General features: G+C 49.4%; 23 protein-coding genes, 1 tRNA gene and 1 pseudogene. 7 read left to right on the top strand and 18 right to left on the bottom strand.

Annotation, left to right across the window (positions count from 1 at the left end; translation table 11 throughout):
- Positions 1-42: 42 nt before the first annotated feature.
- On the top strand, positions 43-1,350 hold the full coding sequence (locus IEW66_RS04430; protein ID WP_188680631.1) for a cation:proton antiporter: 1,308 nt from the start codon (positions 43-45) through the stop codon (positions 1,348-1,350).
- Here IEW66_RS04430 and IEW66_RS04425 read toward each other — a convergent pair.
- Genes IEW66_RS04425 through IEW66_RS04410 form a run of 4 tightly spaced genes read right to left on the bottom strand, consistent with a single transcriptional unit; the run spans position 1,339 to position 5,627 of the window.
- A complete protein-coding gene (locus tag IEW66_RS04425) occupies positions 1,339-2,643 on the bottom strand; it encodes a type II/IV secretion system ATPase subunit (protein WP_188680629.1) in 1,305 nt (434 codons plus the stop codon). The genes IEW66_RS04430 and IEW66_RS04425 overlap by 12 nt on opposite strands.
- The gene (locus IEW66_RS04420; RefSeq protein ID WP_188680627.1) at positions 2,640-3,380 is read right to left on the bottom strand and encodes a type II secretion system F family protein; all 741 of its coding nucleotides are present in this window, start codon (positions 3,378-3,380) and stop codon (positions 2,640-2,642) included. The genes IEW66_RS04425 and IEW66_RS04420 overlap by 4 nt, the downstream gene beginning before the upstream one ends.
- Positions 3,377-4,246, bottom strand: a complete 870-nt coding sequence (locus tag IEW66_RS04415) for a type II secretion system F family protein (protein WP_188680625.1) — start codon at positions 4,244-4,246, stop codon at positions 3,377-3,379. Before IEW66_RS04415 ends, IEW66_RS04420 begins: the two co-directional genes overlap by 4 nt.
- Positions 4,230-5,627 (bottom strand): type II/IV secretion system ATPase subunit, encoded by a 1,398-nt coding sequence (locus tag IEW66_RS04410; RefSeq protein ID WP_188680623.1) that lies wholly within the window; start codon positions 5,625-5,627, stop codon positions 4,230-4,232. The genes IEW66_RS04415 and IEW66_RS04410 overlap by 17 nt, the downstream gene beginning before the upstream one ends.
- Positions 5,628-5,734: 107 nt before the next feature.
- Between IEW66_RS04410 and IEW66_RS04405 the strand changes: the two genes are divergently transcribed.
- A tRNA-Ala gene (locus IEW66_RS04405) sits at positions 5,735-5,806 on the top strand.
- 133 nt (positions 5,807-5,939) lie between these two features.
- Here the strand turns inward: IEW66_RS04405 and IEW66_RS08765 are convergent.
- From IEW66_RS08765 to IEW66_RS04385, 4 genes and pseudogenes are all read right to left on the bottom strand, one after another.
- Positions 5,940-6,302 (bottom strand): annotated as a pseudogene (locus tag IEW66_RS08765) (tyrosine-type recombinase/integrase); the annotation flags it as partial.
- A 338-nt stretch (positions 6,303-6,640) separates the two neighbouring features.
- Entirely contained in the window at positions 6,641-6,889 is a 249-nt protein-coding gene (locus tag IEW66_RS04395; protein WP_188680621.1) for a hypothetical protein, read from the bottom strand.
- Complete coding sequence (locus tag IEW66_RS04390) at positions 6,886-7,080, bottom strand: hypothetical protein (RefSeq protein WP_075056325.1); 195 nt, start codon at positions 7,078-7,080, stop codon at positions 6,886-6,888. Before IEW66_RS04390 ends, IEW66_RS04395 begins: the two co-directional genes overlap by 4 nt.
- Before the next feature lie 69 nt (positions 7,081-7,149).
- Positions 7,150-7,383: a hypothetical protein gene (locus IEW66_RS04385; protein WP_075056324.1), complete on the bottom strand. Its 234-nt coding sequence runs from the start codon at positions 7,381-7,383 to the stop codon at positions 7,150-7,152.
- A gap of 273 nt (positions 7,384-7,656) precedes the next feature.
- On the opposite strand from IEW66_RS04385, the gene IEW66_RS04380 reads away from it, so the two are divergent.
- The 3 genes from IEW66_RS04380 to IEW66_RS04370 all read left to right on the top strand — a co-directional run bounded on the left by IEW66_RS04380 (position 7,657) and on the right by IEW66_RS04370 (position 10,002).
- A complete protein-coding gene (locus tag IEW66_RS04380; RefSeq protein ID WP_188680619.1) occupies positions 7,657-8,313 on the top strand; it encodes a zinc-ribbon domain-containing protein in 657 nt (218 codons plus the stop codon).
- Positions 8,292-8,891: a hypothetical protein gene (locus IEW66_RS04375; RefSeq protein ID WP_188680617.1), complete on the top strand. Its 600-nt coding sequence runs from the start codon at positions 8,292-8,294 to the stop codon at positions 8,889-8,891. Before IEW66_RS04380 ends, IEW66_RS04375 begins: the two co-directional genes overlap by 22 nt.
- A 91-nt stretch (positions 8,892-8,982) precedes the next feature.
- On the top strand, positions 8,983-10,002 hold the full coding sequence (locus IEW66_RS04370; protein WP_188680615.1) for a hypothetical protein: 1,020 nt from the start codon (positions 8,983-8,985) through the stop codon (positions 10,000-10,002).
- Here IEW66_RS04370 and IEW66_RS04365 read toward each other — a convergent pair.
- The 4 genes from IEW66_RS04365 to IEW66_RS04350 form a co-directional block, all read right to left on the bottom strand.
- A complete protein-coding gene (locus IEW66_RS04365) occupies positions 9,996-10,529 on the bottom strand; it encodes a hypothetical protein (RefSeq protein WP_188680613.1) in 534 nt (177 codons plus the stop codon). The two genes, IEW66_RS04370 and IEW66_RS04365, sit on opposite strands and share 7 nt — an antisense overlap.
- A gap of 236 nt (positions 10,530-10,765) precedes the next feature.
- Complete coding sequence (locus IEW66_RS04360) at positions 10,766-13,372, bottom strand: N-6 DNA methylase (RefSeq protein WP_188680611.1); 2,607 nt, start codon at positions 13,370-13,372, stop codon at positions 10,766-10,768.
- Positions 13,329-14,162, bottom strand: a complete 834-nt coding sequence (locus IEW66_RS04355) for a hypothetical protein (protein ID WP_188680608.1) — start codon at positions 14,160-14,162, stop codon at positions 13,329-13,331. The genes IEW66_RS04360 and IEW66_RS04355 overlap by 44 nt, the downstream gene beginning before the upstream one ends.
- Positions 14,159-14,704 carry a site-specific integrase gene (locus tag IEW66_RS04350; protein ID WP_229657489.1) on the bottom strand — a complete coding sequence of 182 codons (546 nt, stop codon included), beginning with the start codon at positions 14,702-14,704 and terminating at the stop codon, positions 14,159-14,161. Before IEW66_RS04350 ends, IEW66_RS04355 begins: the two co-directional genes overlap by 4 nt.
- A gap of 412 nt (positions 14,705-15,116) precedes the next feature.
- Here IEW66_RS04350 and IEW66_RS04345 point away from each other — a divergent pair, with 412 nt between their 5' ends.
- Positions 15,117-15,731 carry a hypothetical protein gene (locus IEW66_RS04345; protein WP_075056312.1) on the top strand — a complete coding sequence of 205 codons (615 nt, stop codon included), beginning with the start codon at positions 15,117-15,119 and terminating at the stop codon, positions 15,729-15,731.
- A 180-nt stretch (positions 15,732-15,911) separates the two neighbouring features.
- On the opposite strand, the gene IEW66_RS04340 is transcribed toward IEW66_RS04345, so the two are convergent.
- The 6 genes from IEW66_RS04340 to IEW66_RS04315 form a co-directional block, all read right to left on the bottom strand.
- Positions 15,912-16,163 carry a hypothetical protein gene (locus tag IEW66_RS04340; RefSeq protein WP_188680604.1) on the bottom strand — a complete coding sequence of 84 codons (252 nt, stop codon included), beginning with the start codon at positions 16,161-16,163 and terminating at the stop codon, positions 15,912-15,914.
- A gap of 371 nt (positions 16,164-16,534) precedes the next feature.
- Positions 16,535-17,893: an MFS transporter gene (locus IEW66_RS04335; RefSeq protein WP_188680602.1), complete on the bottom strand. Its 1,359-nt coding sequence runs from the start codon at positions 17,891-17,893 to the stop codon at positions 16,535-16,537.
- Positions 17,894-18,616 carry a cyclase family protein gene (locus tag IEW66_RS04330; RefSeq protein ID WP_188680600.1) on the bottom strand — a complete coding sequence of 241 codons (723 nt, stop codon included), beginning with the start codon at positions 18,614-18,616 and terminating at the stop codon, positions 17,894-17,896.
- Entirely contained in the window at positions 18,613-19,644 is a 1,032-nt protein-coding gene (ilvC, locus tag IEW66_RS04325) for a ketol-acid reductoisomerase (protein WP_188680597.1), read from the bottom strand. The genes IEW66_RS04330 and ilvC overlap by 4 nt, the downstream gene beginning before the upstream one ends.
- A 232-nt stretch (positions 19,645-19,876) precedes the next feature.
- A complete protein-coding gene (locus IEW66_RS04320; RefSeq protein ID WP_188680595.1) occupies positions 19,877-20,875 on the bottom strand; it encodes a four-carbon acid sugar kinase family protein in 999 nt (332 codons plus the stop codon).
- Positions 20,872-21,585, bottom strand: a complete 714-nt coding sequence (locus tag IEW66_RS04315; protein ID WP_188680593.1) for a helix-turn-helix domain-containing protein — start codon at positions 21,583-21,585, stop codon at positions 20,872-20,874. The genes IEW66_RS04320 and IEW66_RS04315 overlap by 4 nt, the downstream gene beginning before the upstream one ends.
- Positions 21,586-21,805: 220 nt before the next feature.
- Between IEW66_RS04315 and IEW66_RS04310 the strand changes: the two genes are divergently transcribed.
- A complete protein-coding gene (locus IEW66_RS04310; RefSeq protein ID WP_188680591.1) occupies positions 21,806-23,089 on the top strand; it encodes an MFS transporter in 1,284 nt (427 codons plus the stop codon).
- Positions 23,090-23,228: the final 139 nt, after the last annotated feature.

The raw sequence follows: 23,228 nt of genomic DNA, 5'->3' as shown, positions 1-23,228 counted from the left end.
CTGTGCAAATTAAATATAATGAGGCTGTGATTGGTAAGGGCAATGCTATCTTCCTTCGCCAGCCAGTACTACCAGATAAGCCTCGTGCTTATCCTGGCCGCCTTCTCTATACCGATATCCAGGAAGATAGCGGTTGCCGACATACCCATACTGATATTAATGGGCCTAATCTTCGGCCCGTTCCTGGGCATAATACACCACAGCTTCGCCATATACTTCATGACCGAGTTCGGCTCCGTGGGAATAGGCATACTGGGCATTGTCATAATCCTATACTACGAGAGCCACAACATAAACTTCAGGGTCATAAGGAGGCACTTCTGGAACATAGTGTCCCTCGATACGCTCGGCCTGGTGGTCACGGCACTCGTCGGCGGGGCAATATTCTCCCTCATGTTCAGGGCACCTTTCTCCATAGGCTTCATGTTCGGTGCCATAATATCGCCCACAGACCCTGCCACACTGATCCCCCTTTTCAAGAGGATAAGGATAAAGGAGGACGTCTCCGGCACCCTGGTTGGGGAGAGCATATTCAACGACCCGCTGAGCATAATACTCTTCACCATAGCGGTCGCCATGGTGGCACCCACATCCAGCTACGTCTCCTTCTTCACCAGCATATCCTCCAGGGTGGGCATACCGCTGGCCTCCGTGATCTACCTGCTCATACAGATAACCGTGCCCTCCATAATAGGCATCGTTGTCGGCTTCTCTGTGCTCTACCTTAACAGGCTGCTCAACTTCGAGAACCTCCTGGTTGCGCTCCTCCTCGGGACGGTCCTGCTGGAATTTACCGTGCTGGAGGCATCCGGAATAACACCGTTCCCTGCGATAATAGCTACGGGGGCCATAGTTGGCAACTTCTCTGACAAGAGCATATTCTGGAACAGGGAGTCGAACTTCCAGGAGAACCTCTCCTTCCTGGCGCAGGCGGTGATATTCATACTCCTGGGCAGCGTGGTAACCAGGGCGGACCTCAGGGCCTACATCCCCTACGGCATAGCGATCTCGCTGGCCGTGATGCTCGTGGTGAGGCCCATATCAGTCTATGTCTCAACGCTCCCCACCAGGGCCAAGTGGATGCCAAGGAGGATAGACAGGAAGGTGGTCACCTTCATGTCACTGGTGGGCCCCAGGGGCGTCGTCTCCGTTGTCCTCTCCACCCTGCCCTACGCAATAGGCCTTGTTGACGCCAACCCGCTCCTGCTGAAGTGGGGGCCCCTGATCTCGGTCATGACTGCTTTCGTTGTCCTCATATCCATAGTCGTACAGACAGTATACGTGCCGGTGATCTCGCACAGGCTCTTCGGCATGGCAGAGGCAAAGCCGGGGGACAAGTCAGAGGAATGAGGAGACCTTGGCCATGAACTCCCTCATGTTCCCCGCCTGCAGGGATGAGAGGAACTGGCTCCTCCTCTTCATATCCGCCATGAGTTCAGGTTCAGTGGTACCGGTGGCATCCGCAAGCCTGCGGAGCGCGTATGATGCCCTTGAGAAGGAATAAGTGCCATTTTCCCTGGAGAAAGCCCTGTTGACCAGGAGCTCGCCTGTGTCCCTGTCCAGGCCCATGACCTCGTAAACGGATGAGACGAACCTCCTGGTGCCCCCATGGCCCAGCTCCGAGGAGAGGAGGACGATGCAGTGCAGCGCTGTGAGCATGTTCCTGGGTATCGAGAGAGGCCTGGCCTCAAGCCTGTGCACCACTGTGCTGATGGAGCCCGCATGGAATGTGGCCATTACATAACGCCCGGCCGACATGGCCTGGAAGAGCGAGAACGCCTCCTCCCCTCTCACCTCGCCCAGGACTATGTAGTTGGGCCTGTGCCTCAGCGCTATGGAGAGGAGACTGTATGCGTCCACCTCTGTGTCCCTGCCTATGCCCTGCCTTGTAACGAGGGGGAGCACGTTCTCCCCCGGGTACTCGATCTCCCTGGTCTCCTCTATCGTGATGACCCTAAGGTTCTCCGGTATGAACGACATGAGGGCGTTCAGGAACGTGGTCTTGCCGGTGCCAGTCCCACCGCAGACCAGGATGTTCGCACCCCTTGAGACGAGGAGCCAGAGGTAGGCCATGAGGTCGCTGCTGGCCCCTTCCTGCCTTATTATGTCCAGTGGGGTCACAGGGTCCTTCCTGAACTTCCTTATGGCCAGGCTCGGCCCCTCAGAGGTCACTGATGTTCCCAGGGTTGCCTGGAGCCTGGAGCCGTCGGGGAGAGATACATCGACAACAGGGTCAGATATGGATATCTGCTTACCCGAGCGCTCCACTATGCTCTTGATGAACTCCGCCAGCTCCACCTCGGACTGGAAGGTAATGTCCGTGGGTATGTAACCGAGGTCCCTGTGGTAAACGAATACAGGCTCCCTGAAGGAGACCACGGAGATGTCCTCCACCTCCGGCACAGACATTAGGGGTGCCAGTGGTCCCAGGCCCAGGACGTTGTCTCTTATGTATTCGAGGATTTCTTTCTCCATACCGGCTGCGACCTTCCTGGCGGCTTCCAGGATCTTGGTATCGTTGGACGCCGTTATGTCCAGCGAAGAGATGACCTCCTCAGCCCTGCGCCTCACTTCCTCGCTGTAACGCTTCCTTGCGCACCTCATTATGTACCGGTTTCCTTCCCTGTCCAGAGTGCATGTCATGCGAGCACCACCGCCAGGAGCACAAGGGAGGAGGCGAGGAGGAAGAGGCCGGAGTAGAAGAGTGCGGCGCCCGGCCTGTCCTCCACTATGAGGCCAGATATGAAGCCTGAAAATGCTGAGCTGACGAGGAGGCCCAGGTTGAAGGCAGATGATATGGCATGGTACCCGAAGCCATGGAGGAGCGTACCGCTGGACAGGGAGAACGCGCTTATGGCGTCCAGGAAACGCACCTCCATGATCACGATCACGAAGATGAACACCGCTGTTGCAACTGCCATTATCAGGAGGTAGTTCTTCATCTCCGCAGAGCGGTTGTTCGCCACCGCCTGTAGCCTCTGCGCGAAATCTGCCACAGACCTTATGACCTGCGGGGAGCTGCCACCCGCATCGGCCGCAACGGAGATCAGGGACGATACCCTCTCGACCTGCACGGACCCCAGGCCCCTGGAGAGTGAGAGGATGGCCCTGGACACTGGCGTGCCACCTGCTACCAAGCGGTTCACAGTGGCGAGGTTCCCGCTTAGTGGCCCGTAGTTGCTCTCCGACAGGTTTCTCAGGGCATCTGCCATCGGCAACCCGAATGACAGGTAGTCGGAGAGGTCCCTCAGGAAGTCAGGCAACATACGCTCTGCCTCCCTTCTCCTCCTGTTGCGCACCATCATCGTGTAGCCGTATGCCACCAGAGCCGTGGAGATAATAATTGAGGACACATATGGCACAGGCATGCCAGTGCTCAAGAGGACACCTCCCTGGACGTCTGGTATATCAGGTAGGCGAAGACTGCACTGACCGCAGGTATTATTATGGCGGATGTGGCGTAGAGGCCCCTTATGAGCAGAGGGCTTGGCGACGGCGATAGTGCGGCGACTATCCCGACCATTATGAGCAGTATTATCGGGAACGCTATGCCCACGGTTATGTAGCTCTCGGTGAGGACACCGAGAGATTCGATATTGACCCTGTTCCTTGTGCCCAGCTCCTCCTGGTACTCCCTGGCCCTGTAGTTGAAGTAATCGCCCAGTGAGCCTCCAGAGACCACCGTGTTCACTATGCCCTGGAGGAAGTCCCCGAACCTTTTGCCGGGCGTATCCCTGGCCACTGCCCTTATGGCAGACACTATGTCCCTGCCCCCCAGCCTCGCCATGGAGAGGATGAGGGAGCACTCCCTGGCCACGTGCCTGACCGTCTCCTCGGAGGCAAGCCTCTCCACTATGCCCATGATGGGCGTGCCTGCTATCGAAAGTGCCTGCGCATAGCTCGAGGCATAGACGAGCTCGGCGTCAAGGGCCCTACCGTAAGACCTCCTGGCGCTCTCCGGATACTCGGAGATGAGGGCGAGAGTCACAGCGAACGCCAGGAATGCTATGGAATACGAAAGGAACGACAGCCTTGGCACCCTCGACGATATGAGGAACGCCAAGGCGAAGGCCACTGCGGTGACCGATGAGACCGCGATGAACGCCAGGGACAGGTAGTCCGTGGCGCTCATCCTGATCCTCGCGCTGTCCAGCTTCCTCTGGTAGGCATCCATGTTTACGAGCCTGGACAGGAAGGGCTTGAGGACGCTGGACGCAGGCTGCAACCTCTCAGCTGGTGCTGGCATTCCTGACCATCTCCATGAAGCGCCTGTAGTCGCTGACGCCTGAAGAGAAGGCTTCCCTTAACACCTGCCTCTTCCTCTCCATGTCGCCCGCAAACCTTTCCCTGCCCAGTTTCTCCTCCACAACCCTGTAGAGCACGCTCCTCCCGTGAAAGACGTGTCTACCGCTTTGCTTGTCGAGCGAGAAGACCCTGTTAACTATCAGCGAAGAATCTGATGGGTCTATGTCCACGGTCTCATATATTGAGGTCACTACCCTCCTGTTCCCGGAGAAGTTAACGAAGACCACGGTGTCCATGGAGAGCATCATCGCCCTGGGTATCCTGTGCGGCTCACCCTCGAGCCTGTGGACAAGGTTCTCCATGCTCTCCGCGTGTATAGTTGTGTAAGAGGTGTGGCCGGTACTCATGGCCTGGAATATTGCATAGCTCTCCCGGCCCCTTATCTCCCCCAGCACTATGTAGGTGGGCCTCTGCCTCATGGCTATCTTCACCAGGTCGAAGAGCTCGTACTGTCTCACGCCTGCATCAGACACGAGGCCGGTGCGCCTGACGACCGAAGGCACCCAGTCCGGGTGCTCTATCCTTATCTCTCTGGATTCCTCGATGGAGAAGACCTTGGTGTTCTCCGGCACGAACATGAGGATGGAGTTGAGGAGCGTTGTCTTTCCGGAAGCGGGTGGACCTGCTATCACGGCCGACCTGCCCATCTGCACCATGTACCAGAGGTATACCAGGATGTCCTCGCTCACAGTACCTCTCTGCATCAGGTCTACAGGGGTGAGTGGCCTCTCCCTGAAAACACGAACAGTGAAGCAGGAGCCCAGCGGTGAGATCTCCCTCCCGTATATGGCCTGCACCCTGTGACCGCCATGTGTCACACCGTCGAGGATGGGCCTCCTCATGGAGACATCTGAGCCGGAGAGGGTGGCGAACCTGATTACAAGCGAGTCTACCTGTTCCTGGGAGAGTACCAAGTTCGTCTTCAGGGAACCATAGGAGCTGTGGTAAACGTACACGTGCCTCCCTGGACCATTGCAGGAGATGTCCTCAACATTAGGGTCATGGAAGATAGGCGTTATGTCGCCGTACTCGAAAAACTCCATAAGGAGCCTCTGCCTCACCAGCTGCGGCCTGATGCGCCCATTCGCTGCAACTCCCATTATCAGGTCATCTATTACCTTCCTCCCGTCCTCCATGCCGCTTGAGGAGCGCAGGAAGGCCGTGTAACGCTTCCTGACTTCCGATATGCACCTCCTCTCCTCAGCGCTGTATTCCGGGCCGTTCAGGACATAGAATATGCCGTTGCCTTCCCTCACTATGTCGACCCTGTAGTTGTCGTAAACTGTGTAAGTGGTGAGAAGTCCGCTCTCCTGGAGCTCCATCTGCCCTGAGTCCAGCGGGCGCCAGGATTAAAGTTTTCCCACGCTGGTTGCTGCAGGGTTGCCGAAAGGTGGGAAGATTTATAGGTGCGAATGAAATCAGGTCTACAGGGCCGGTAGATCAGAGGTAGATCGCTTCCTTGGCATGGAAGAGGCCAGGGGTTCAAATCCCCTCCGGTCCATACCGTGCAGACCCTGGTCTTTTTGAACCCTGAACAGATCCACGGATCTGGCCTGCTCTATGGCGTCGTATTGACTGGGATGAAGGTATATAGAGGTTGATTCAAGATCCTCATGGCCGAGGAGCTGGGACACATAAACGACGGATATCCCAGCGCGAATGAGTTCCGTAGCGTATGTGTGCCTGGCCATGTGCGGGTGGAACTTCACGCCCGCTGCCCTGGCCACGTCCGAGCAGATCTTCCGGAAATAGTCGTACGACATCCGGCGCCCCGCCTTGGTCGTGAAGACGTAGTTCAGGTCCCCACGGTCGGACGGCTGGGCCCTGGCCTTCTCGATATAGTCCAGGAGTGCTTCCCTTGCTTCCGGCGGTAGGTAAACTTCCCTGGTCTTCCGGCCCTTGCCCGTGACCGTGATCGTGTCCTCATGGATGTCCTGGACCTTCAGCGAACAGGCCTCGCCCAGCCGGATGCCTGTGCCGAAGAGGAGGTAGAACATGGCCTTTTCCCTAGGGCCGGATCGTGAAGCAGCATCGAGCAAGCGCCTCTTCTCGTCCGGAGAGCAGATGCGGATCCTGAACTCCGTTCCGTACTCTCGGAAGTACTTCATCTGACGAAGGCCGCGGAACTTCAGCCACCTGTTGATGACCTTGATGTACTCGTTCGCCGTTTTATTCCCCTTGTTCTGCCATACGGATCGGACGAAGGATTTGATGGCATCTTCGGAGAGTCCGGCATTATTGGCGACGTATTCCAGCTTGCGGAGGGTTGCCTTCACGGTGGAAGGGGAAAATCTCTGGTCGTCGATGAGCCATCTCTCGAAGTCGTCCATCTCGCTCATTCTTTCACCTCCACCTTATCTGTATTCAGCGTAATTGCGAGCTTTTCCCTGCATGCCGAGCATACAATGACGTCCGGGCGCAAGGGCTCGCCTATGAAGCGGTACGCGGACAGGGACATCGAAGGATCGCAGTATGCCTTGCCCCAAGCATCGATATGCACTGTCAGCGTCTTCATCTTCCCATTTTTCCATTGATCGAAGTCTTCCCTCGACGGAGCAAACGCCGGAGCCCACCTTTTTGTCATGCCCTCACCTCCATGACCGGGTCCACCGTGATGTGCTTCCTGCATTCAGGGCACCTTGCATACCGCGAGAAAAGAACCGTCCTCTCCCAGGTATAACCGCACCTGGGGCAGGTCACGAAGACGCCAGTATGCACCTTCCTCCTCCTTACCGAATCGAATTCCCGCCTTGCCCCTTCCGGAATGATGAGCATTCCGTTGGAATCGAAGAAAGCCTTCTGGTTCTGCGAAGCGAATATCTTTTCCGCGAGCGCCTTCGTTGCTTACCTTGCGAGCCCGTTAGAGTTCCTTTCGATTATTACGATGTCTTCCTGCGAACGGAGCCATTCCGACAGGACGCGGCCGCTGACCGCTTCTTCCCTGGGAGGCAAACCCATGATCCTGTTGAGCCTGTACCTGATGTCACGCACTGTCTTCGGGTACTTCGATGTTGAAAGTATGAACCTGATCTTTCCTCGATGCCTCTGCCTATTTCGATCATGCCTTCGCCTCCTCAAGCTAGCGTTCTTCCGGCAATATGCGAAGCTGGTCCTTTTCCTGTAGAAAAACTAACCGCTCATGATGTTGCCATCCAAGCTTATCCATTATTTCTTCTGGAATATAGATCCGACCTCCCCCTTTTGGGTCCAAATAAACCTTTTGTATGGTCATCATTTTTACCAACTTTCAATAGTGTAAGTTCAAATGATAATATAAATATTTCTATTTACTATATTGAAAGTTGGGATAATCAATTAAGTAATATATAATCTTAACTTACAATAGTGATTATGGTAGATAGCAAAGTCCCGGTTCTTTCCCAGAAATATGTACCCGGCATTCTGATTTTCTTATTGGACCATGGGACAGTTCACAAGACCGATCTGACGGCCGTTACCCATTCCAATACTCTAATAGATAAATTAATCAATGAGCTGAAGAACGAGGATCTTATTTCAGTCAAAAAGGAATTTGTTGGCAGAAACACATATTATATTTCGCTGACAGAGAAGGGTAAGGCAATTGCACAACAGCTCAAGAAGGCGCAGGAGATAGCAGAATCAAAGATGGAAGATCAAGAGGGCTTAGGGAACCCGCCAAGGATAGAGGTAACGGAAGAGGCCGCAGACAGAGTAAAAGAGCTCCGGCTCCTCTATCACGTCAACGTATACGACGACCATGTGAGCATAGAGGAGATCCCCAGGAATGGGGGAAGGCCGAGGATATTCGACGTGTACATAAAGAGGAATGGCCTCGGAGACTTCCGTTTATGGTGCGAACAGGACGATTCGTTCGATTGCGTGCACGTCGAAGTGGCCTGGACCTATCCGGAAGTGCAGCACATGATCCTCCATTACAAAGGGAAGACGAAGGTGTGTCTCGTGTGCGGGTACGAGAACCCTGAAAATGCGAAGTTCTGCATGGAATGCGGGGCGAGGCTGGAATGATGAAACCAAATGATATAAATGACGAGTTTGCTCGATATTTATTTGAACATTATGACAACCAGTTCTCGGATATAGGGAAATATACCTCATTTGACCCATATCTGATAAGTGAATTTCTGAAATACCTATCTTATGCTGGAGGTGGCATTGCTACTATTGATGGCGTCAAGAGATTCATAGACTTCTTAAAAAATAGAACATATGAAAAAAGAGAAGAGCAGGACATCAAGGATAAGCTCGGGAAAAAGGGTGATGGAAGAATAGAGATCCTTAAGCTCGAACCGGGCAACATAATCTTGATGAGTGGGATTGGCAGTGAAAGACCAGTAATTGAGGCATGCGACACAAAGCCCCTGTTTATCATCCAGAGAGGGTATATATTGATACTGTCCGGAATCACGATACATATTAACTACGATCAGCATGAGCTTGTAAAGGAATATAAGGCCCCAGCCTTCCTTTACGACGGTACCGTGGATATAGAGAGAACGAGTTCTTGCGATGAAACGCCGGGCCTATTCCGCGTGATGGAGAGCATTTATATCACTAAAAGCAACGAAATGAAAAGAGGAAGATAAGTGGGATGTAATGCGGCAAAGGAGAAGGAGGTGCCGCAGGCGATCAGAAGGATAGATGGATATCTTGGCGTCCGCATCAAAGGTGGGAAGAATGACTGAGAATGGCGAGGAATATAAAAGAAAGATCCAGGAAATTGCAGACATTGCTAACAAGGCAGAGGCGGCTGATTTTAAAATCCGCTATATTTATCGGAACAAGGAGCAAGATGAAAACGGCCAAGCCCATGTTTCTTACAGCACAAAGGAGCTTGTCATAGATGATAGCGCAAAAAGCTACCTGATCACTAGGGTGGAAAATACATTAAAGGATGTAGCGGATAGAAATGACGAAGTGATTCGCAATTATAGATTCGAACAGCAGATCACGGACGGGAGCGTAGGCATCTTGAACGATGAAGACTTTCCTGCTGAACTGAAGAAGCTGATACCTGAATTTTCGAAGGCAGTAGACTATGCTACGGACGGAAGCAGGGAGTCGGCAAGGAAAGTTAGGCAGAGCATAGTCGGATACGCCATAATATTTAAAGGAATAAAAATGGTGAAGAGAATCCATACTATAGAGCTCGCAACAGGGAAAAAGTTCAAACAATCGCTCCTAGTAGGCTCAAAGAGCAATAAATTGCAAAAATTCAAGGAAGACATAATTGTGCTTACAATATCTGAGCCTGATTTCATAATCGTAAACCAAGGGGGAAAAGACACTGTTTTCATATACAATTCCGCTAACTTCGCACACGTCTGCATGTCCAATAAAGAAATGATAGAAAGGCTAAAATCACAGGATAATCCGATAAACAAGATCCTGAATAAACCGGAAAAGCTGTATGAATACCTGAGGAAGGCACCTTCTGCTATCCATGTCCTTTATTTTGCCGCCAACAGGAGTGGCTTTAAGATCGAGCCCAATTACATAGAGGAGCTTAACAAGGAATATTTTGCGGATAATAGGCTTGCCGTCGACGAAAACGAGCGATTAATATGTGAAAACCTGAATGGAAGGGATATATACCTAATACTGCTAGGAAAATACGGATCGCACTTCAGGACAGACGGAAAATCAGAAAAAATCATCGTTAAAGAGTATCAGAACTTTAAAATGAAGGGTCAATAGTCATCTTTTCCCGAGGTGTCTGGCACCCTTTCATGATAGTAAATAAATGGGTTGATTTTCAAAACGGTTATCGAATTGTTCTCTTCTAAGCGTTCCTTCGAAATGACGTATATAGTTGAGCCTGCCTTGGTTTTTGCTTCATACTCGTGATAGCCAAAGGCAGAAAGGAATGGGTTAAAGAGCATGACCTTGTTGCCATTTGAAACTACGTACACGATTAAAAGTATCACTGCCAGTATTGCTAGCCCCTTCGATGCAGGAAGTACCAAAATTGCTGGCAATGCGATCGAATACGAAAGAAAGTATGCAATCACGTCTAGGCCAATATCCCTCACATCTAAAATTTGAAAGGTTTCCCTGGCAATCTTCTCGTTAAGGATCTTTATCCAAATGATATTAGAGATGAATGAGAATGCCAAAGGAAGAAGCCACCATGTTGCAGTATAGCCCAAATATGCTATGTAAGCAATTAAAAAGACAGGGGAAAAGTTTCCAATGAAAACAAGCCCCGTCTCATAGCCCTTCATTTTACCCTCACCTTTTATTATTTTATAGGTAGAACGGGATCTTTTCGCATATCTCAAGAGGAGCCTTTCTGTTTGTGTCCATCGCCTGCCCTACCTATGACCTACATATATGTAAAGATATCCATCTGGATGCCCTTTTAGGGAATCGTGAAGCATACTGATCTTAATGGCATAATTCCGTAATGGCTCGCTTTGTTATTGATTCAAGAGCTAGTCCTGAATTGAACTCTTGCGCATCATGAGGGTTTATCAAGCATGGGGTAGTTCAACTTCTTTACGCATAACTCGAACAGTTTCGCCCTGTATTTCTCGTCGTCCGTTATGCTCTCTATCTCAGTTTCAATGCTTTTCCTCCAGGATTCGAGATCCTCCTCGAACTCCTTGAGCACAGCCTCAAGATCCGCAGGCACCTGTATGCGATCCATGCCGCGCAGGGCGCAGTAATAAACGTACCTGGCCATGACCGGTGTATCGTAGTACTCCTTCTTTCCGTCTATTGACACGTAGTTGCCTTCAAGATCCCTTCCCTGCGATATCTTCGTCCCTTTCCTCAGGGTCAATGTGTCCGCTACATCTTTTACATAGTCCTGGGGGAAGTTCTTGACATTGATGCGCGCAATGATATCGTCAGCAACCTTAGACAGTGAGATCTTTTCCTTTCTATTAGAAGTCTTAACGCTCTTCGCCTTTTCCAGCCTTTCCTTTACGATCCTGACAACACTGGGATAATAAGATCTCAGGAATCTATCCGGGTCTTCGAAACCTAAAGCTTTCAGAATGGTTCGATCAAGTTCCAATCGGTCCTTTTTTACCGAATCAAGGCTGAATTCTCCCTTCATATCCCATATCTCTTCAAAAACGGACCCGATCTTCCTCTCCTCCATCCTGTGCATTATGCCTTCCAAATCATGGTAATATGGTCTCATTGCCTCCGGTCTCGGTACTGGAAGTTTCTGTACCTCGTAAACCACGAATCCTGCCGGGCCTCCCCCATAGTTCCTTCCATACAGATCCGCATATAGGTAGCTCAGGGATGAGTTTAGGAACGAGTAAACGCTCAGAAGGTCATCAAAATATTCGTTTCGGATTTTTCCGAAATTAAGCGCGGTATCCAACAGAAAAGAAGTCTTGGGAAATATAAAATTGGAGGAAAAATACTCTGTTATGGCAATATCCGGCTGAACCACCGGCGAGAGCTTCCACCAGGGCTTTCTGGCCCTGCATGTTGACCTCTCCGAATACGGTTCTCCTGCGGGATTCCTTTCTCCGTACTCTATGTACTCGAGGGCATGTTTCTTGATCTTCATCCTGTCCTCTTCCTCTATGAGGACTACATACTTCTTTGTGGAATCATTGAATATAAGTTTGCCTGGTTGTGTGAACTCCTTGGGGCTTTTCAGTATCGGCCTCAGGTATTCCGCTTCTATCAAATGGACTGCGCCCAGGCCGTCCTTTATGACCCTTATCTTCTTTGTCTCTCCCCTGTGGAGGCCGAAGAGCTCCTTGAGATCTTCATCGCCGTATTCATCAGTAACGTCCGTTACGTAGAAGAATTCATTTGCCCCAGTTTTAATACCGGATCTAACATCTATTATCTTATCCATCGGCACCATATTTCTATTGTTCACTATCTCGAAGAACTCATCAGGTCCTCTCAGATAGGGGAAAAGTTTGCCTTTCAGCGTATCGTCGAAGTCTATATCGCCCTGCCTGACTTTTCTCACTATCGTTACGCCGTCCGCATCCTTTCCCTTTTCCAGCGCATCCGCTATGCGCAAAGCGTCATCCAGATTCCTTATGATCTCCGATATCCGCCTGTTTATCCTGACGAATTTGATCTCATTGTTTTCCCTCTCTTCCTTGTTATCAGTCCTCTCGATTACAGTTATGATCGTATTTACGAGAGCGTCCTCGAACCACCTTTCTACGGAGGAATCGATGATATACCGTATTTTGAAGTACCTGTTCAGGAACTTCTTGAAGCCCTCGCCGTATTCAACGTTCATCCACGTATCGGAAGTGAGGAAGCCGACCATCGAACCTTCTTTCAGAAAGGGAAGCAGGTAGTACCAGAAATAGACATGAAAATCGGCACCCCTGTCTGGTGCGTAAAGATATTCTTCGCCTGCACCGGCATAGCCGTTCTGGCTGAGGAAGTCCGCTACCTTCTTCCTCTCCTCATCCTTGTTAGGTATGTCCTCCTGCCTTATGTACGGTAAATTTCCGACAAAGGCGTCTATGGGCTTGAACGATACGACCTTCTCTTCGCCATTAAGCGATATCGTATGATTTTTCACGTTCCCTTCGTACTCCGTCCGCAGTTTCGGTATTACGTTCGTTGCCCTGACATCCAGGAAGTCCTTTCTCAGTATATTCGGGTACACGGACGGGTTGTACATCAGCAGCTTCGATGCCAGGGCGATAGTTGCCAGGTGTGCTGGATAGGCTGCTATGTCGCACCCGAAAATGTCCCCCATGATCGCTTCTCTTGTGGCCTCGTCGTCCTTACCGTACAGTTTCAGCTTCAGATCGAAGGCCCTGGACAGGAAGGTCCCGGAACCGCATGCCGGGTCCATGACCCTTGCATCCTTCCTCTTTATAGCGAGGGCGTTGATCAGATCCACCACTGGTATCGGTGTGTAGTACTGGCCGTTTGCATGCCTCTCCTCAGGGCTTATGAGCCTGTCATAGATGTTTCCGAGGAGATCCTGCGTGAGGCCACTAAAGTCATAGTCTTCCAGGAATCTTATGAGGGCCCTTACTGAATCGAGGTTCTCCTGGTTCTGGAACGGAATGAGGTCAGCCTCGCTTTCCTCGAATACGGTTTCGTAGTCTCCTGACACCTTCTTCGCGGCGCTGAAGCATAAATCCCAGCTCCGCCTTTAGATCGTCTATGCCCTCCTTATTGGCATCGATCTTCCGGATGGCCGGGAACATACGCCTCAGGACATAATAGAAAACGACCTTGTTCGCAAGCACATACAGGCTGTACTTCGCTATCTTCTCACGATCCGAATCGTCAAAGGTGACCTTCGGTACGTATCCCTGGTCCTTCCACCACTTCTGCAATACCTTATCCGGGACGTGCCTCTTTATCACGGATGCTGCGCTTTCAAGGTGAGCGTTAAGGCCAAGGATGAAGCTCTCGCCAAGCGGCTTGTAATGGGCCTTCTTCGTACCTTCGTACAGCTCCTTTATGTAAGAAACAAGGCCCTGCATCTTCCTCTTTATCTCTTCCCTGACTTCATCGTCCTCAAAGTCCTCATCGTTGTTTATCTTCCTCTCAAGGTATATCGTATATACATCCCTGGCCATCACCGGCTTCGTCGTATCGCTGTTATCCCACAATATTGTCTCGTTGAAGTTCGATGTGACGAAGAACCTAGGCGGCGGGTTCTTGTTGCTAGCCTTTAGGAAAGCGTCCATGACCACATCGAAGTTTCTCGGTGTCTTGCCTTCTATGGTTGTAGGCCTTTTAAATTCTGCAGTGCAGATGAGCCTCCTTCCATAATATATGGTAAGATCCATCCTTTTAATTTTCTCTGCGTGCTCCTCCACTTCGGCCCTGAAGCCGTCGAGGCTATCGATATAACTCTTCACGTCAGCGACTATGGTACGCTCGTCGATGCTCATCTCCACCCCTCCACCCATTCTTTCATTTTCATGCGATCCTCGTCGGTAAACGGTAAGTTCACATAGTGTTGGAGGGCCGTCAGGGAGGTGTGCCCCTGGCTCAGGAATACCTCCTCCTTCCTGTCCGGATAGGATGCGATAAGCCAGGACTCCCAGGTCTTCCGGAACATCTTCATGTTCAATCCCCTAGGATCCACCCCTGCCCGCCGTGCACACCGAATCAGGTACCTGCGCAGCGCAGATTCGGAGGGTAGTTCCCAGGTCCCCAGTATCTGGTGTATGTTTTCTATCAGCGCCCGCCCCCGTGCGGACAGGTGTACCCACCTCTGGTTTATGGTGGCCTTCCTTTTCTTGATTGCGACCCTTGGCAGGTGAATGAAGGTACCGTCGAACCATGCAGGATTCTTGAGAAACAATCTAAGCTCAACAACACGCATGCCCGTCAATAGAGCAGCATCGAAGACCACGCGGTATTTGGGCGACGCTGCGGATCGAAGGGCTTCGTATTCCGATGGGCGCAGTATTCGCGTCCTCATCTGCACGACGTTGGGCCTCGTCGGATCTTCCTCTATGATCGTCTTTCCGATCTTCCTCCTGTGCTTCGGTTCACCGAATTCTATGAGTATCGGATCTATGATGGAATATGATGTTCAGGTCTAATTTAAACTTGTCCATTCCGCCTTGTTTTGATATTTTTATTTACTCGAGTTAATGAAAACGTACGCGTATTGATGTTCAAGTCCTAATGATAGAGTTGAACACTCAGCTCCTCTCTGAAGGAGAGTTAAGGACGTTAAGATCGAACGATAATGGTATTTAAAGAGAATCAATTTTTGAACCCTACCGAAAATCAATTATTCTCCTCTCATTCTATAGCGTTCTATACCGCTTCAACTTGGGCTTATATCTTAAATAGTGTGGACATAAAAATAAAAGCGTTGCTTATAAATACCTATGGAAGAATTGTATCCAGAAGATTCAATCAACAAATCGGCTGCTTCTATTTTGGGATATGACACTCATAACAACAGGATTCAAATATTTACCGTTATCTTAAAGAAATTAGCTCCCGCTCTTTTATCAAGCCTATTTACAATATATTCTTCAATTTCTTCCTCCTTTTGGGTAGGCTTCAGTCCTTTGCTTTATTATAGTTCGTTTTTTTCTGTGGTAGCCTTCGCGCTTGGGCTTTTTCTTTATTTGACTTCAAGATTTATCTCGAAAATGCGGAGAATCATCGGTGTTGAAGTGTGGAGAAAATCTAGGTATGATGACCGCGAATTAGCTGTTATAGATGCATACAAGCCTATATACGAGAAAAATATTAAAAAATCTATCAAATCAGTATTTACCGAGCTTTCTGAATTTGCCTTTGTTATTATATTCCCTGGCAGTATCGCTGACATATTAGTAGGAGTGGCCGAAAACTATCCAGAAATTGCAATTAACGGCAATAATCAAATTGAATTAGGTGTCATACTTTTAGTATTTTCCATTTTATTTTTAACAATGAATGTTAGAAATCACTTAAGGGCAACAAAGCAAAAAGCTAATAAAAATAGAGAATAAATGAAATTTTATTTAAGCCTGATAATTGATAGACTAGAAAAAGAACCTCATGTTGCAGTCTTGTTTGACAGTGATCCGGCATCAGTAGATTAGTGACCTCATTTAATCCAAAAATTTGAGGATGTCAGTGTAAAGTCTTAAAAAGACTAGGTTATAATATATTCCGGAATTGCTAAAACCTCACAGCCTTGCAGATATCTCGTTTATCAGCCACCTCGCGTTGTTCATAACCCGGTCGATGTTTTCCTTACCTAGGCCTTTGCCATCGGCCCTGGCATGTTCGAGCCATCCCCTTATGTACGCTGCGGAATCCTCCCTGAAATCGAAGCCGAAGTGTGCGCCGACAAGGTAAGTCGAAAGTTCGGCCTCCGCCTCTGCGATGCCCCTTGGGAGATCCTTTCTATACAGGTGATCGAGCCTCGCATGCGACACCTCGTGTATAAGCGTGTGCAGTGCATTCAGGTTTTCGCCGGGGACCTTCAGGACCGAAAAGCAGTTAACGAACTGTTTCCCCTTCGTCCACGCATAGGGCTGGTCAAGGTAAGCGAAATACCCTCTGATTACCCTCTTAAGTAAGAGCTTGTAGTTACCTACCCATATCTCGGTGTTGTCAAGGAGGAAAAAACAATATGTCCTACTGGAAAGGCAGCCGGTACTTTATTTAGCCTCCGTAAGTTACATTGAACTTTCCCGCGCTGCTTGTGCGCCACAGCCCGTTGAAGCAATCCATGTCAAGGTAAATGAACATTACCGCCCGCCTGACAGGGTCTTCATTCAATTTCACCAGCCTATTGAATTACAGTTTACACAGCGATCTCCTCCAGCGTACTTCCAGGTTTTATGTTTCTAAGCGCTATGGAGCTCAGTTCACCAGCGGACAGTATTACACCGAGAATCACCCAGATGAGTATGGGCGAATGCACGAATACTATAACTAGGGCCGTGTATATCAGGCTACCTGCAAAGTTGGAAAAGTTGAACCATCCGGTGAGGAAGCCCATGACGGTGCCCCTCACCCTAGTGGGAAAGCTTTCGGCCCAGTAAGTGTAGCCCACACCGGACCATGTACCATTAGTAACCTGGTATATGAAGAAATAGAGTATCGATGCAACCAGTACGTTGTGGACATTCAGGATAAACAAGCCTGCCAGCAGTGGTGTGAAAGCTGCAGAGCCTATAAGCACATATTTCCGACCAAACTTTTCTCCAAGGTATCCTCCCAGGGGATAAAAGAAAAAGCCGAGGCCACCAGAAATAAGCAGCAGGAGGGCAACATAGCTTGATGACCAACCGTAGAAGTTTACGAGGAAGGCTGAAATGAAAACGTTAGGAAGCATCCAGGACGATGCGTAGAAAAACCATGTGACCATGACCTTGATCAGCTGGCGCCTGACATAGCCAGGCGTTGCGAATATTTGCCTGAATGTCACCTTCTGTGATTCGTCCAGATCCGCCTCAAACTCCTCTATTCCTGCAATCTGACTTTTCGGAACTCCCTTCTTCAGGAGTTCCCTTATCTTTTTCAGGTTCTCGTACCTCTCTGGATCCTTGATCCAGTATCTTCCAATGAAAACGGCTATGAGAGGTATGGCACCTATGGCAAAGACTACCCTGAAGCCGAAGGAGATCGTTGCGAGATATATTCCGGATGCTATGAAAACACCCAGTGGCCATCCGCCTTGAACCCATGAATAGAGCCAGCCTCTGCTCTTGGGGCCAAGGGATTCGTTAACTATTGTGACAGAAACACCGAGCTCGGAGAGGCCGAACGCTGATGCCACTGACCTGAAGAATACAAGTTCAGCAAAGTTAGATGCAATTGCAGTCAGCGCCGTGAAAACTGCTGATATAGCGAGCACGGTCATCCACATGATCCTTCTTCCCCTGGCATCCATCCAGTAACCAACTGCTATGGGCACGAAGATCGAGACCAGACTGATCACCGTGCCAGTTTCCCCAACCTCAGCTGCGGTTAGGTGAAGAGCCTTTTCCACAACAGGATAGGCCACGGTTAGAAGGTTGTAGTTGTACGATGCCAGTGCCCACCCGAGGAGCGCTATTGCGAAAAGGTACACTCCATATTTTTTTCCTCTGGTTCCCCAAACTGCCTTCTCAGCATTAACCTTCTCCTCGTATTCTCCCCTGTACTGAACCTCGGCCATCTAATCCCTCCTTTTCAAAGCAACGGCCCTTACAGGACTTCCGTCAGAGCCATCGATCCTAAGAGGCAGGAAGATGGTGTAAACATCGGCGAACTCTTTCCCCTGGAGGAGTTTGTCAAGGTTTGTGAGTTCCTCAATTATGATTGTGCCCATCCTCAGGAGTGTCTGATGAACCTCCCTGGCAGTGGACGTTATCGGTCCGTGTCCAGGAACGGAGCCTCCCCAGCCGGCTATGCTCAGTCCATCGGTTCCAACTGCCTTCAGACCTTTAGTGGACAGGTACTGTGCCAGATCCAAGTCCACATAGGGCCACTCAAAAAGGTACCTGGAGTTGTTTCCCCTTCTGAGAGAGTGCCCCGTGTGAAGCAGAAGTATCTCCGATCCCTTCTTCTGTTCCAAATGCTTTCTTACAGTATCAAGAGGTATTGGTTTCCCTGCTGGAGTTGAGCTCACATCAACTACCAGTGTTCGCCCGAAATATGTTTCAATGGGGTACCTGTCCAGCGTCCGGCCATTCTCAACCATGTGGGCCTCGGTGTCTATGTGAGTGCCTATGTGCGTGTTCATGGATATCTTCTTGACAGCATAACCGTCCACAGTGAGTAGTTTGAGATCCTCAACGACAAGCTGTGAGTGGCCAGGCCACACAGGCATCCCGCTGTAAATCGTGTTAGTGAGGTCGATGACATCGAACTCTTCGGAACCAAAAACGGATATGCTCAATTTCCTTCCCTCCCCAGGATCCTGTAAAGCCTTTCTTCCTCCCTCTCCATCGGGTGTTCAGATGATAGGCGAAGAGACATCCTAAGAACAGTTCCACCCGAAACCTGCTCCTGGTGCCACTCCCTTGCGAATTCCCCATTTAGTATTTTGATAGCCTCGTTGTATAGCGTTTTCCTGACATCATCAGTCACGTAGAGTGGTCCCCTTGTCAGCTGACCATACTGACTTGTGGTGGAGTGCGTCCTTAGCTGCTTGAAGAGACCCATGTTCCTCATGGACTCTGCAATTTCCGCCAACTCACCAGATCCGTACAGCTCGAGTATAACCGCCTCAGGTGATGCTCCTAGAGAAGTAGCAACATCGTAGTATGCTCGGAAGAGGAAGAGCATTGCTCCGGCCCAGGAGTGTTCTGTCAGAAGGTCAACGAGGGTCTCTTCCCTGAACGACGATCTGACGGCACATCCACCAGATCTGAAAATTCCTAGGCCCTCACAGAGCGAGAGCATTATTCCCTCGGCTCTTCCATCAGCATCTTGGCCCACCGCCACTAGGGCAGGAAATCCCATTCCCCTGACATATACATCTCTAACACCCCAACCGATCATCCTAGGCGCGATCATTATAACGTTAACATCAGGTGGTGGGCTAACAAAGCCGTAAAAGTAATTGTATCCTGATGCGAAAACTATGGTCTTGCCCTTCGAGAGGGACGGCCTGATATCGCTCTCAAAAACAGATGCTTGTACCTCGTCTGGTATCAAGAAGAATATGATGTCGGATAACTTCACAGCATCCTGTATTCCCATAACTCTGAACCCATCCTTTCTAGCGATCTCTGCATAAGAGTCATCAATGTTGCCCACCACAACATTGAAGCCAGAATCCCTCAGATTGAGAGCCTGGGATCTACCCTGATTCCCGTACCCCACGATGCATATTCTTGAAGCTTTTACCTGCTCATAGAAATCCCTGTAGTTGCCGAGAGATGTCAGTATCCTGTCAGAGTTGCCACCTTCGTTTCCAGGCATACGCAATTATATCTACAATAGTAGATACATTTTGGTATGAACATATTCCTGAAATATATTATATATATCAAGACCTGAGTTCCGAAGACCGCTTGAACTTACGAAAATATCCCCATAAACCATTGCCCTCCGGTCAATTGTTACACTTTAAAGGTTTCCTCTTTCAAACAGATCCCGATTCGAACTCAATAGATGATTGCAGAAAAGTCACTTTCATGTTCAAGATAACGAATTACGGATCGGAGAGACGCCGTACGGCGTGTGAACCACACACTGCTCCCATGATAAGATCCACATAAATTCCTTCGCCTCCCACCATCCCTCCCTTGAGTATAACTTCCTTTCCATCGAGTCTCCCACCAACCACTGTACCCGCTCCAGTCATGATTACGTCGGCTGGCCTGGAGAGGATGTGGTGATAACCAGATTTTTCCAATACAGTCTCAGCGGTTAAGCCACCACTGATAACAATGAGGTCATAGTTAGCCAGACGATCTACGAAGTCCCTATCAATTTTTGATTTCATCCTCTCAAGAGGTTCGAATGTTATGTCCACCTTCACTGAATGCCCGCCGATCCTAAGGAAACCATCTGAAATTGAAGATCTTAGTGCAATAATCTGCTTCACAGTCTTAGGCCTGTAAGTTCCTATGACCAAGCAGACTCTCTCCACGTCTGCTGATATGGGCAGTTCGGTTCCAGATTTGCCCAGGTACCTTGAAATCAAAGGTCCTGGATCCACAGGAATGCAGGATAGTTCCCTGCACAACTGTGATATTCGATCTATATCTTCCCAAGTCCTAGAATCCACAATCTTAACCCTCTCCCTCAGGAACCTGCATGCTTGGTGAAACACCCTTTCCCTTAGATCGATGTTGCCATCTTCACTCACTGAGACGCCGTTCAGTGTGAACCTTCCGAGTTCTGGTATCGTTGATGTTATCATTATTCTGCTCTTCTTGACAAGCCTGCGCAGGTATGCAGTGAGGTTATCCCTACCGCTGCTGTCCATCCTGTAAGTCCATGGAGAGTCTCCCAGAAGACGCTCAAAAATGTCGAGTTTCTCTTCTACCTCTGCAGCCTCCAGGGCCCTCGTGCCAAGATCCACAGAGATGAACGATTCCCTAAGATGAGATTCGTCCACATTTTCCAGCGGGTAGACAATATACCTTCCCCTGCACATGGACGCCATTAGTGAAGCGCCCGTGAGATCATCGGATACCACTATCATCTGGCCACACTCTTCTCTTCCTGCTCCTCACGGTTCAGGCCACCCAGCATGTTCTCTGTGAGGAGATAACGTGCGATGAGCTTTCCGGTTATTCTCCTGAGCCTTCTCGAGAGATCGGATTTGCACTTACCCGTTGATATTGCCAGATCTTCTAACTTTATGGTTCTCGGATATCTGTAAAATCCAGCCAGAAATGCTGATTCAATGATTTTCCTCTCCTCACCAGTAAGTTCCGTATAAGATGAAAAGAAGAATTGTGAGTGCAACCTCTGGTCAAAAGTATCTACTCTGGCCACTTCTCCCAGTGATGATATCTCTCCCAACAGGGCTTTCCAGTTATCTGCCCATGAGAGTATGACCCACGTTTCAAGCCCATTATGAAAGTACTCCCTGAAGGCTGGACACTCAAATCTCCCCACAAGATCTGACATTGCCTTGTTTCTAGTTGCAACGAACTGAACCAGCAATGACCTACCCCTCTCTATCGTTTCAACATGTCTGATCTTGTATATGGATGGATGCGACTTCAGATCACCGACCAGAGATGCCCATGTGCTGCTGGATCCTGAGACTAAGGAGTGGAAAACAACACTTGCTACCAGGCTATCATTACCGATATTCTGATTCAGGAGTTCACCGACGACCCCATCGTAACTGGACAGTACCGTGCTCCAGCAATCTATGTGTCGTAGCGTAACTCTCAATATCACATGTATACAATGGATTGCGTTATATAAATTGAGAAGTCAGAACATGTTCACCAATAAACTATTGTATATCACGTTGCATGGTAGTATGTAATTCGTTCTCTCAGATAATATTTTCTAATCTGGTTAATTTTGAAACTTTATATATTTTAAACAGTTCGGCATAAATATTCTATTCAAATCAAGCTATAAACTTAAATATAGTTAAGGACATGTAATTATTATGGAGGCTTTGAGGAGCACTGGGACTCTAAGGTCTTACAGGACGAGGCTCATGAGGCTCACACCCATGCTCTTCTACCTTTACGTGGTCAACTTCCTCGACAGAGTAAACCTTTCATATGCCATAGATGCAGGCATGTTTCAGGACATAGGCGCCCCACCATCAACTGCTTCATTTATAGCGGGAGTTGCCTCTGCACTCTTCTTTGTCGCATACGCAATACCACAAGTGTTCACCAACCTACAGGTTAACAGAATGGGCGTTAGGAAAATATTCGCCATAGCCTTTGGTGCATGGGGAGTTATAACCATAGCCACATCCTTTGTAAGGAACGTACCTGAAGTTTACCTGCTAAGGTTTCTTCTGGGCCTGGCAGAAGCGCCTTTCTATGCAGGTACAATGCTGTTCCTTGCCCTCTGGTTCACCAAGGAGGAGAGAGGCCTTGCCAACAGCTTCTTCAACGCTGGAATACCGGTGGCAGGCATATTCGGAGGCCTCATAGCGGGATCCGTGTTCACTGCCTATGGAAATTATCTTGGCTGGAGGTACCTCTTCATAATAGAGGGCGCACTCGCACTTGTCTCCATACCAATATTCTACTTTGTGCTCACGGATTTTCCAGAACAGGCAAGATGGATGAGCGAGGAAGATAGGGATGCACTCATAAAAAGGCTGCAGGAAGAGCAGGAAGAAAAGCCCACAAAGGTACCGTGGAGGAAGGCCCTGGTTGATAGAGATGTGATCATACTTGTGTTGGTATACTTCTTCGGGGTGACGGCACTCTACGGCTACACGATCTGGCTTCCTACCATAATAAGCTCCTTCTCCCACGTCTCCGCGGCAGAATCAAGCTTTCTATCCGACATACCATACGTTGTTGCGGCCATTGCCCTAATATTCATATCCCGCTACTCGGATAGAAAGGGCATAAGGAAGAGGCTAACCGCGACCATATTCTTCGTTGCCTTTGCTGGACTTGCGCTCAGCGCCTTCACCATAAGAATACCGGCACTATCATTTATAATGTTCACCATCTCGGCAATAGGAATATTTACCTTCCTGCCTGCATTCTGGACAATCCCGCAGGAAGCGCTTGTCAGGGAGAGTGCTTCCGCTTCGATAGGACTTATTAACGCACTGGGAAACCTAGGAGGCATAGTTGGGCCAATAGTTGTTGGTGGCCTCGATACTTTGACAGGCTCATTCGTCTCTGGGGTGTACGCAATGTCCATATTTGCTTTGCTAGCAGGTCTCACTGTACTTGCAGTTAGAAAGGCGAGATAGTTCAGATAATTTATATATAAATGTCATACCACCGTATCCATATTTTTATCCAGCCTTCCAGTTTAGAGATTTGCTTTAAAGGGAGGCTCAAAGCAATAAGTGCTCTGCTGAGCATGGCCGAACACTTGTTTCACCGTTC

The organism is Thermogymnomonas acidicola (assembly GCF_014646795.1).
Lineage (GTDB): Archaea > Thermoplasmatota > Thermoplasmata > Thermoplasmatales > Thermoplasmataceae > Thermogymnomonas > Thermogymnomonas acidicola.
This window is presented reverse-complemented; position numbering and strand designations above follow the sequence as displayed.

Coding starts and splice junctions, on each gene's coding strand:
- IEW66_RS04430 (WP_188680631.1), top strand. CDS start 43: ATGCTATCTTCCTTCGCCAGCCAGTACTACCAGATAAGCCTCGTGCTT.
- IEW66_RS04425 (WP_188680629.1), bottom strand. CDS start 2,643: ATGACATGCACTCTGGACAGGGAAGGAAACCGGTACATAATGAGGTGC.
- IEW66_RS04415 (WP_188680625.1), bottom strand. CDS start 4,246: ATGCCAGCACCAGCTGAGAGGTTGCAGCCTGCGTCCAGCGTCCTCAAG.
- IEW66_RS04410 (WP_188680623.1), bottom strand. CDS start 5,627: ATGGAGCTCCAGGAGAGCGGACTTCTCACCACTTACACAGTTTACGAC.
- IEW66_RS04395 (WP_188680621.1), bottom strand. CDS start 6,889: ATGACAAAAAGGTGGGCTCCGGCGTTTGCTCCGTCGAGGGAAGACTTC.
- IEW66_RS04390 (WP_075056325.1), bottom strand. CDS start 7,080: ATGCTCATCATTCCGGAAGGGGCAAGGCGGGAATTCGATTCGGTAAGG.
- IEW66_RS04380 (WP_188680619.1), top strand. CDS start 7,657: ATGGTAGATAGCAAAGTCCCGGTTCTTTCCCAGAAATATGTACCCGGC.
- IEW66_RS04375 (WP_188680617.1), top strand. CDS start 8,292: ATGCGGGGCGAGGCTGGAATGATGAAACCAAATGATATAAATGACGAG.
- IEW66_RS04370 (WP_188680615.1), top strand. CDS start 8,983: ATGACTGAGAATGGCGAGGAATATAAAAGAAAGATCCAGGAAATTGCA.
- IEW66_RS04365 (WP_188680613.1), bottom strand. CDS start 10,529: ATGAAGGGCTATGAGACGGGGCTTGTTTTCATTGGAAACTTTTCCCCT.
- IEW66_RS04355 (WP_188680608.1), bottom strand. CDS start 14,162: ATGAGCATCGACGAGCGTACCATAGTCGCTGACGTGAAGAGTTATATC.
- IEW66_RS04345 (WP_075056312.1), top strand. CDS start 15,117: ATGGAAGAATTGTATCCAGAAGATTCAATCAACAAATCGGCTGCTTCT.
- IEW66_RS04335 (WP_188680602.1), bottom strand. CDS start 17,893: ATGGCCGAGGTTCAGTACAGGGGAGAATACGAGGAGAAGGTTAATGCT.
- ilvC (WP_188680597.1), bottom strand. CDS start 19,644: ATGCCTGGAAACGAAGGTGGCAACTCTGACAGGATACTGACATCTCTC.
- IEW66_RS04320 (WP_188680595.1), bottom strand. CDS start 20,875: ATGATAGTGGTATCCGATGATCTCACGGGCGCTTCACTAATGGCGTCC.
- IEW66_RS04310 (WP_188680591.1), top strand. CDS start 21,806: ATGGAGGCTTTGAGGAGCACTGGGACTCTAAGGTCTTACAGGACGAGG.